7 protein-coding genes are annotated in these 9032 nt (G+C 61.2%); 3 read left to right on the forward strand and 4 right to left on the reverse strand.

The genetic code is table 11. The features are described from left to right. Positions 1–16: 16 nt before the first annotated feature. The 4 genes from BK665_RS32190 to BK665_RS32205 form a co-directional block, all read right to left on the reverse strand. Complete coding sequence (locus BK665_RS32190) at positions 17–1687, reverse strand: ATP-binding protein (protein WP_123410495.1); 1671 nt, start codon at positions 1685–1687, stop codon at positions 17–19. After that, positions 1684–3186, reverse strand: coding sequence for an ATPase domain-containing protein (locus tag BK665_RS32195; RefSeq protein WP_123410496.1), 1503 nt, complete (start codon positions 3184–3186; stop codon positions 1684–1686). Before BK665_RS32195 ends, BK665_RS32190 begins: the two co-directional genes overlap by 4 nt. Before the next feature lie 227 nt (positions 3187–3413). Next, positions 3414–4469: a tetratricopeptide repeat protein gene (locus tag BK665_RS32200; RefSeq protein ID WP_123410497.1), complete on the reverse strand. Its 1056-nt coding sequence runs from the start codon at positions 4467–4469 to the stop codon at positions 3414–3416. Between the two features lie 76 nt (positions 4470–4545). Beyond that, complete coding sequence (locus BK665_RS32205; protein WP_123410498.1) at positions 4546–5445, reverse strand: bestrophin family protein; 900 nt, start codon at positions 5443–5445, stop codon at positions 4546–4548. A gap of 207 nt (positions 5446–5652) precedes the next feature. On the opposite strand from BK665_RS32205, the gene BK665_RS32210 reads away from it, so the two are divergent. Genes BK665_RS32210 through BK665_RS32220 form a run of 3 tightly spaced genes read left to right on the forward strand, consistent with a single transcriptional unit; the run spans position 5653 to position 8945 of the window. Continuing rightward, a complete protein-coding gene (locus tag BK665_RS32210) occupies positions 5653–7800 on the forward strand; it encodes an FUSC family protein (RefSeq protein WP_123410499.1) in 2148 nt (715 codons plus the stop codon). Continuing rightward, on the forward strand, positions 7790–7990 hold the full coding sequence (locus BK665_RS32215) for a DUF1656 domain-containing protein (RefSeq protein WP_123410500.1): 201 nt from the start codon (positions 7790–7792) through the stop codon (positions 7988–7990). Before BK665_RS32210 ends, BK665_RS32215 begins: the two co-directional genes overlap by 11 nt. 4 nt (positions 7991–7994) lie before the next feature. Continuing rightward, a complete protein-coding gene (locus tag BK665_RS32220) occupies positions 7995–8945 on the forward strand; it encodes an HlyD family secretion protein (protein ID WP_123410501.1) in 951 nt (316 codons plus the stop codon). Positions 8946–9032 lie beyond the last annotated feature (87 nt).

Below are 9032 nucleotides of genomic sequence, written 5' to 3' on the forward strand. Positions count from 1 at the left end.
CTCGGGCTCGAGCGCTCTAGATCTGGATCATTTCCCTGACCTTCGCCGTCAGCAGGTCGAAGGTAAATGGCTTGGTGATCATCTGCATCCCCGGGTCAAGGAAACCGCCGCGCACCGCCGCGTGCTCGGCATACCCGGTGATGAACAACACTTTCAGATCCGGCCGATACTGACGGCCGATTTCCGCCAGTTGCCGGCCATTCATTCCCGGCAGGCCGACGTCGCTGATCAACAGGTCGATGCGCTGGCCAGAATCCAGGATCGGCACCGCACTGTCGGCATCCCCCGCCTCGACAAACGCATACCCCAACTCGCTCAACACCGCACTGACCAACACCCGCACCGCCGGATCATCCTCGACGATCAGCACGGTCTCGCCGTCCTGGGCGTAAGGCGGTTGCTGGATGTCCACAAGGGTGTCCTGCACCAGATTGCCGGCGTAGCGCGGCAGGTACAGGTTGACGGTGGTGCCGTTGTCGACCTCGCTCTGGATGGTCACGTGGCCCCGTGACTGTTTGCTGAACCCGTAAATCATCGATAAGCCCAGGCCCGTGCCCTGGCCGATGGGTTTGGTGGTGAAGAAAGGATCAAACGCACGGGTGATGGTGCTTTGCGGCATGCCGCAGCCGGTATCGGTCACGCTCAGCACCACATAGTCCCCGGGTTCAAGGTTGCCGTGGGCTTCGGTAAAACCGGTGTCCAGGTGTTGATTGAAGGTTTTCACCACCAATTGACCACCATCGGGCATGGCGTCCCGGGCATTGAGCACCAGGTTGAGCAGGGCGCTTTCCAATTGGTTGGGATCGGCCTCGGCCACCCACAGTTGCTCGCTCAGTTGCATGTCCAGCTGAATGCTTTCGTTGATGCTGCGTTCCAGCAATTCGCCCATGGACGTCACCAGGGTATTCATCACCACCGGTTTGGAGTCCAGGGACTGGCGTCGGGAGAACGCCAGCAAACGGTGGGTCAGACCTGCGGCGCGGTTGGCCGACGTCACGCCCAGATCGATCAGGCTGTCGAGGTCTTCGGTGCGACCCCGGGCCAGACGCCGGCGCAGCAATTCCAGGCTGCCGATGATCCCGGTCAGCATGTTGTTGAAGTCGTGGGCGATACCGCCGGTCAACTGGCCGACCGCTTCCATTTTCTGCGACTGGCGCAACGCTTCTTCGTTGTGGCGCAACTGGGCGGTGCGTTCCTCAACTTGTAGTTCGAGGGTTTCCAGGGTGGTTTGCAGGCGCAGTTCGCTTTGACTCAGGTCGATCAACCGATCCCTGGCCTCGTACTGTCGTCGACGCCCGCGTAACGCGGTGGTCACCAGGCTGATCAGGGTCACCGGATGGAATGGGCGCTCGAGGAACGTCACGTTGCCCAGTTGCGGGCCGAAGCGCGAAGCCGGGTTGTGTTCCGGCCCGCCGTGATAGGTCAGCAGCACAATCGGCAGGTCCGACCAGGCCGGTTGTTGTTCGATCAAGGTGAAGAGCGGCTCCAGGTCACTGCCGAGCAGCGCTTCGGATGAGATCAACAGCAGTCCGGCGCCGAACTCCAACTCACGGCACAGTCCCGGCATGTCGCGGCTGACGACCCCGGTATAACCCGCCTCGTTGAGCATCATTAGCGCAATCTGGCTGTCGCGGCCCAGTGGCGCGAGGATGATCACGCGCTCGGAGGTCGCTGCCAGGGCCGTCATTTGCCCTCTTCCTTGAGCAGCGGATTGCTGGCGCCCAGGTAAGTCGGCACGCCGCGCAATACACCCTGGAACGCATCCAGCGGTTCGCCGATGGTCATGCCGTGGCTGCTGATGCGGTATTCGCGAATGGTTGATTCATGGCTGCCAGTACGTTTCTTGATGATGGAAATGGCCCGGCGCACTTTGCCCAGGGCTTCGAAGTAGCGCAGCAGAATCACCGTGTCAGCCAGGTAAGTGATATCGACCGGGGCCTGCATGTCGCCGACCAGACCGTGCTGGGCGACGGTCATGAAGGTCGCCGCGCCCTGGCGATTGAGGTACAGCAGCAACTCGTGCATGTGCAGCACCAGCGCGTTTTCCTCGGGCATCGCCGCTTGATAGCCGTTGATGCTGTCGATCACAACCGTTTTGATGTTGCGCTCATCGACGCAGCGCCGCACCCGATGGGAAAACTCGCCGGGGGACAATTCGGCGGCGTCCACTTGTTCGATCATCAGGTTGCCGGTGTCTTGCAGGGCCTTGAGGTCGATGCCCATGTTGTTCATGCGTTCGAACAGCAGTCCCAGCTCTTCATCGAAGATAAACAGCGCGGCTTTTTCACCACGGGCCACCGCAGCGGCGGCGAAAATCATCGAGATCAGCGATTTGCCCGTACCGGCGGGGCCGAGGATCAACGTGCTGGAACCGGTCTCGATGCCGCCGCCGAGCAGGGCGTCCATTTCCCGGATGCCGCTGGTCAATTGTGTGCGGATGTACTTGCCACGGTGCTCCGCCGCCACCAGGCGCGGGAACACATGCACGCCGTCGCCCATGATGGTGAAGTCGTGAAAACCGCCGCGATACTTCTGGCCGCGATATTTCACCACACGAATCCGTCGGCGTTCGGCGCCGTAGTTGGGCGTCAGCTCCTCAAGACGAATCACGCCGTGGGCCACACTGTGTACGGTTTTATCCAGGGATTCAGTGGTCAGGTCATCCAGCAGCAGGACCGTGGCGTCATAGCGCACGAAGTAATGCTTGATGGCAAGGATCTGCCGGCGATAGCGCAGCGAACTTTGCGCCAGCAGACGGATTTCCGAGAGGCTGTCGAGGACGACCCGGGTCGGTTTTACCCGTTCGACCACTTCGAAGATTTGCTTGGTCGCTTCACCCAGTTCCAGGTCCGAGGAGTACAGCAAGCTTTGCTGGTGTTCGGCGTTGAGCAGGCTTTCCGGGGGTGTCAGCTCAAAGATATGGATGTTCTCATCCAGCTCCCAACCGTGGGACAACGCGCCTTGGCGCAATTCGCGTTCGGTTTCTGACAGGGTGATGTACAACGAGCGCTCGCCGGCGCAGGCTCCGGCAAGGAGAAAATGCAACGCGACGGTGGTTTTACCGGTTCCGGGCTCACCCTCCAGCAAAAACACATGGCCGCGGGACAATCCACCGGCCAGGATGTCATCCAGACCTTCGATGCCGGTGGCGGCTTTTGCACTGAACAACTCGTTAGATGTAGACAAAAAATGCCCTCTCATGACTAGGGGAAGCGAGGCAGCAGGCCTGAAGTGCCTGAATTGACTGCCTATTTCACTTGACCCTTGGCCGAGACGACGGTTCAACATTTTTTGCCGGGCGCGATGACGGCTCAGCGCCGCTTTGTTTGTGTAGGAGCAAAGCTTGCTCGCGATGACAAACTCACGGACGCCATCGCGGGCAAGCCTTGCTCCTACACGGACGGTGGTGAGGCTTAAAGGCCTTGCTGCAACGCCGGATCATCCGGGTTCATCTGTTCCAGTTGCGCCAACAGAATCTGTACGTTCTGCAGCTGTCCGCTTTCCGTCCAGTAATTGATCAGCAACACCCGCGCCTTGCGGTCGGCGGGGTGGCGCTGGACGATTTCCTGCAACTGTTTCTGCGCTGCTTCCAGCTCTTCTTCGCTGTGCAACGTGGTGGCGAGGTCGTAGCGGTATTCTTTATTGTCCGGCTCCAGCTCGACGGCTTTGGACAGCCCGAGCACGGCGAACTCACTCTGCCCGTGGTGCAGCAGCCAGAGGCCGAGGGCATGTTGCAGATAGGCGGAGTCCGGCTGGGCCTGCAACTGTCTGGCCAGCAATTGCCGGGCGGCGTCGCTCTGGCCTTGCTTGTCCAGCACTTCGATTTGCATGACCAGTGCCGGCAGGTTGCCGGGTTCGAGCTGCAAGGTACGCTCCAGCGCCAGTTGCGCCTCTTTCAACTCAGCGTTGTGCAGGTGCAACCGCGCCAATTGGTACTGGGTAGCGGCGCTTTCGGGTTCGCCCTTGAGCACCACTTCCCAGGCATCAATGGCTTGCTGCAACGGCCCGAAATACAACCCCAGGTCATCCGGCGACAACCCCAGCAGCGCATTGACCGCAGCGAAGCGCACGGCCGGATCATCGTCCTCCAGCAACGGCCCCAGCAACAAACTGCGCTGGCCGCTGGGAACCAGGCCCACCACGCTTTTGATCGCCGCCACCCGCACGTCCGCCGAGGTGTTTTTCAGGTCGGCGTCAGCCAGTTTCAAGGCTTGCGGGCTGGGGTAGTTGGGCAGTTCGGCGAGCAGCCAGATACGGCGCTTGGCCGACAGGTCCGGACGGCCCAGTTGCTGATAGAGCACCCGCGCCGCCCCCGGTTGACCGGCGCGCGCCTTGGCCAGCGCTTCGCTGTAGCCATGTTTGATCGCCTCCGGCACCACGGGCGTGGTACTGCGCATGAAAAACCAGGCGAGGGCAATGGCGAACAGGATGCAGAGGCTGATAAGCAGGTAGCGGCGGGACTGGGGCATGCACGGATCCGGGAGCTGGCGAGCTTTTGCAAAGCCGTCAGCTTCGGTCAGGCGCGGCCTTGAGTCAAACCCTGACTCAGTTCAAAACGTACTCGATCGGTTCCAGGGCCGGCGGCAAATCGGTTTGCCCCAGCGCTGCCAGCACTTCGCGCTCCAGAGTGCGCAATATCGCGTTACACGGCAGGTCGTTTTCATCGAAGCCGAACGGGTCTTCCAGGTCATCGCCGATTTCGTCGAGGCCGAAAAAGGTGTAACTGACGATGGCAGTGAACACCGGCGTCAGCCAACCCAGAGGCTCGGCCATGGCGAACGGCAACAAAATGCAAAACAGGTAAATGGTGCGGTGCAGCAACAGGGTGTAAGGGAAGGGCAGTGGCGTGCTTTTGATCCGCTCACAACTGGCCTGGACCTGGCTCAAGCTGACCAGTCGAGTCTCCAGTTGGGTGTAGCGCCATTCGCTGATCCGGCCAAGTTCGGCGAGTTCCGAGCAGCGGGCGCCGATGCGTTGCAGCAGGGCGTCGGGGATGTTCGGGTGCTGATGGTCGATGGGGATTGAGGTCCAGGGCGCGACAGCTTGGCGTTCACTTTCAAAGCGCAGGCGCGCAATCAGGCCATGGGCGAAGCCGCACAGCTCACGCAGCAGCAACTCGCGTTCGTGCGCGTCCATCAGGCCTTGGGTCTGGCGGATCAGCGAGCGCACCTCAATGATCAACTGGCCCAATTGCTTGCGACCTTCCCACCAGCGGTCGTAGCAGGCGTTGTTGCGAAAACTCATGAAGATCGACAGCGACAACCCCAGCAGAGTGAAGGGCGTGGCATTGACCTTGGAGAAGTAGGCCGGGTGCCAGGTTTCCACCAGCACGATCACCGACGCGAGCAAGGTCACCAATAGGCTGCGCAGGGCAATGCGCTTGGCAATCGAGCCTTTGAGGGAAAACAGGATGCCGATCAGGTTCGGCTTGGGACGTACGATCATGGGGCGAGGCTTTTATCGAGTGACGCTTTCGCAGCGATTGAAGCCTAGGGGCAGGGCGGGTTTCTGTCCAATCGCTATGGCTGACGGGGCTATCGAGCGCATCTATCACGAACACATACATCATCATCGAATTTGCCTACGACTCCTGTCGACTTTTTAACCTGTCGAGGTCCCGAGCCAGTGACTACGCTTGCTTGAGATGACCCGATGAGTTCGCCCATGCAACCGTTTGTTCAATACTTCAGGATGTTGCTCAACCCCGGCCAAGGCGTGCTGCTGTTTGCCTTGCGAACCATCGCCGCCGGGTTGTTGACCTTATACCTGGCGTTCCTGTTCGACCTCGACCAGCCGAAGTGGTCGATCATGGCCGTGGTCATCGTCAGCCAACCGTTGGGCGGCATGGCCCTGGCGCGCAGTTTTGGCCAGGTCATTGGCACCACGGCGGGCGCGGCCGTCGCGGTGTTGATCATGGCGATTTTCCCCCAGGCGCCGTTGCCTTTCATTATTACCCTGGCCTTGTGGCTGGCGCTGTGCACCGCCGGCGGCACCTTGTTGCGCTACACCAGTTCCCAGGCCTTTGTGCTCAGCGGTTACACGGCGGTGGTGGTGGCGCTGTTGTCGGTGCCAGACCAGGACGGCACGTTCCTGCTGGCCGTGACCCGGGTGACCGAGACCTTGCTGGCGGTTGCTTGCGTGTGCGTGGTCAGCCTCCTGACCGCACGGCCGGAGACGGTGGCCCGTAACTATTTCGCCAAGGTCGATCAGGTGATCAAACTGCTCGCGGCCCACGCCGCGGCGGCCATCCGCACCGAAGAAAGTGAAGCGGATTTTCATCGCCGGCAAATGCAACTGCTGGGCGAAATCAGCGCGCTGGAAGGGTTGCGCCGGCATTTGTATTTCGACGCGCCCCGGCTGCGCAGTGCCGATGGCCTGGTGCAAATGCTGGGCAATCAACTGGTGCTGCTGACCTCGCGGCTGACCGCTTTGCGCCACCAGCGAGAGTTGCTGGCCGAGCGCTGGCAGGGCGCGTTGCCGGAAGAAATCCAACTGCTGCGCGCCGAAGAATTGGCCTTTCTCGACGAGTTGGCGATTCAGGGGCGCTCGTTATCGCCCGAGGCTCGCCAGCGTTTCGTGGCGCTGCAACAGCGATTCGATAACCAAGCCTATAAAGCCGAACAACTCACCGAAACCATGACGGCCACCCTGCGCTCGCTGGCCTGGGCGTTGCGTTGGGAGCAGGCGCGGCTGTTGCAACAACTGGAACAGATTCTGGAGTTGAGCGATGCGATCCAGGACGGGCGCGAGGCGAGTTGCGTGTTTCGCGGGCAGGAGAATCCACTGCATCTGGACTTCACCCTGGCCGCGATGAACGCCACGCGAGCCTTCACCGCCCTGGTGGTGGCCGGACTGATCTGGATCGAAACCGGTTGGGACGGCGCCCGCGGCGGCATGGTGCTGGTGGGGATTCTCTGTTCGCTGATGGCCACGTTTCCGCGACCGCTGCTGGCGGCCCAGAGTTATGCGCGGGGCCTGCTGTTGGCGCTGATCGTTTCAGCGCTGTATCTGTTCCTGCTGTTGCCGATGATCAGCAATTTCGAAATGCTCGCCCTGCTGCTGGCGCCGTTGCTGTACGCCGTCGCGGTCGGGCTGACCACGCCGCCCACCACCGGCACTGCCATTGGTCTCGGGCTGTCCACCTTCCTGCTGTTCGGTCCGCAAAACATCGGGATCGGCCAGAACACCGCGATCCAGTGGTTCGAGTTCGCCGCTGCTTATACCTGCGCCACGGTGCTGGCGTTGAGTGTCTACGCGCTCATCTTTCCGTTCAGGCCGGTTTTGCGGATGCGCCGCTTGTTCAATGAGAACTGCGAGCAGGTTTACGCCCTGATGAAGACGGCGGCCACCGATGAGCAGCAATTCGCCTTTGAAAGCCGCATGGTCGATCGCCTGACCATGATGCTCGGCTTGCTGCCGGCGATCAGTGACCGACGCCCCCGCGAGTTGTTCGAAGTCAGCCTCGGTTGCATGGCGCTCGGTGTGGCTCTGAATCAGCTGCGGCAACAAGCGCAGGGCAATGCGTTACTGAGCACGGAGCAACAAAACCGTTTGCTGGTCGCCGTTCGTGAAACCGCCAGGCTGATCGCCGGGCGGTCCGGCATTGATCTTGTGTCTTTGCTGGGTCGTCTGGGTGACCTGGGCGATGAAATGGATGACCTGCATCTGGATGTTCATGAGCACCTGTGGTCGGTGTTCCGGATGCGCGTATCGCTGCTGATCGTGGTGGCGTTCCTGCGGCGTTATCGCGACTACTTTCAACCCGCAGAACCCGAAGGAGTGCCGGCCCTTGCCCATTGATCTGGAAATTGGCGGGGTCTATCTGCCACCCATCGCCCAGGCCTTGCTGCTGGCCTTGCCGATTTTCCTGGTGCTGGACTGGCTCCTGCGGCGTTTCGGGGTATTGCGTTTCGTCTGGCACGAAGCGCTGTTCGAAGGAGCGTTGTATGCCTGCGTGTGCGCCACGCTGATCCTGGTCATGGGAGCCTGATGCCTTGAAGAACATTCTTGCCCGACTCGCCACCGTTGCCGTGGTGTTGCTGGCCTTTATCCTCGGCTGGTTTGCCTGGGAGCATTACACCCGCGCACCCTGGACCCGTGACGCCCGGGTGCGTGCCGATGTGGTGACCTTGTCCGCCGACGTCGCCGGACGCATCGTCAGCCTGAACGTGCAGGACAACCAGCATGTGGAGAAAGGCCAGTTGCTGCTGGAAATCGACCCGGCGCGCTACAGCCTGGCGGTGGAGCGGGCCAAGCGTTCGGTGGAAGTGTCGAAGGCGACCCTCGGTCAATCCCAGGCCTCGATTGTCTCCAGTGAAGCCTTGCTCAAGCAGCGTCAGAGCGAGGAGCAGCGGCGGCGCAAGTTAAAACTCGGGTTCGCGATTTCCGGTGAAGAGTGGGAAAAATCCAGCACCGAAGTGGCGGTGGCCCAGGCCGAATTGTTGCGCAACCAGGCCAACCTCGGCCTGGCCCAGGCCAATGTGCAACTGTCGATCGCCGCGTTGACCCAGGCCGAACTCGACTTGCAGCGAACTCGGGTTGAAGCGCCGGTCAGTGGCTACGTCACCAACCTGCTGACCCGCCAGGGCGATTACGCCACGGCCGGTGGTGCGTTGCTGGCGCTGGTGGACAGCGACTCGTTTTACGTCAGTGGTTACTTTGAAGAAACCAAACTGCCGCGAATCCAGGAGGGAGACCGGGTGCGGATCGAGTTAATGAGCGGCGAAACCTTCGGCGGCACGGTGCAAAGCATCGCCTTCGCCATTGCCGACCGCGAGAACGCCCCCGGCGGGCGGCTGCTGGCCAACATCAACCCTAGCTATACGTGGGTGAAACTGGCGCAACGGGTGCCGGTTCGCATTGAAATCGACGCCGATTACGCCGCAAAAAACCGGTTGCGCGCCGGGACCACGGCAACCGTCACCGTGATGGAGGGTCACCACTGAACCCCTTGTGGGAGCGGGCTTGCTCGCGAATGCGGTGTGTCAGCCAACATCTATATCAACTGACACACCGCATTCGCGAGCAAGCCC

It is taken from the genome of Pseudomonas frederiksbergensis (assembly GCF_003732665.1).
Classification (GTDB): domain Bacteria; phylum Pseudomonadota; class Gammaproteobacteria; order Pseudomonadales; family Pseudomonadaceae; genus Aquipseudomonas; species Aquipseudomonas frederiksbergensis_G.

Bases quoted from the DNA above. Each gene is read 5' to 3' on its own strand.
- BK665_RS32210 (WP_123410499.1), top strand. From the start codon at position 5,653: ATGAGTTCGCCCATGCAACCGTTTGTTCAATACTTCAGGATGTTGCTC.
- BK665_RS32190 (WP_123410495.1), bottom strand. From the start codon at position 1,687: ATGACGGCCCTGGCAGCGACCTCCGAGCGCGTGATCATCCTCGCGCCA.
- BK665_RS32205 (WP_123410498.1), bottom strand. From the start codon at position 5,445: ATGATCGTACGTCCCAAGCCGAACCTGATCGGCATCCTGTTTTCCCTC.
- BK665_RS32200 (WP_123410497.1), bottom strand. From the start codon at position 4,469: ATGCCCCAGTCCCGCCGCTACCTGCTTATCAGCCTCTGCATCCTGTTC.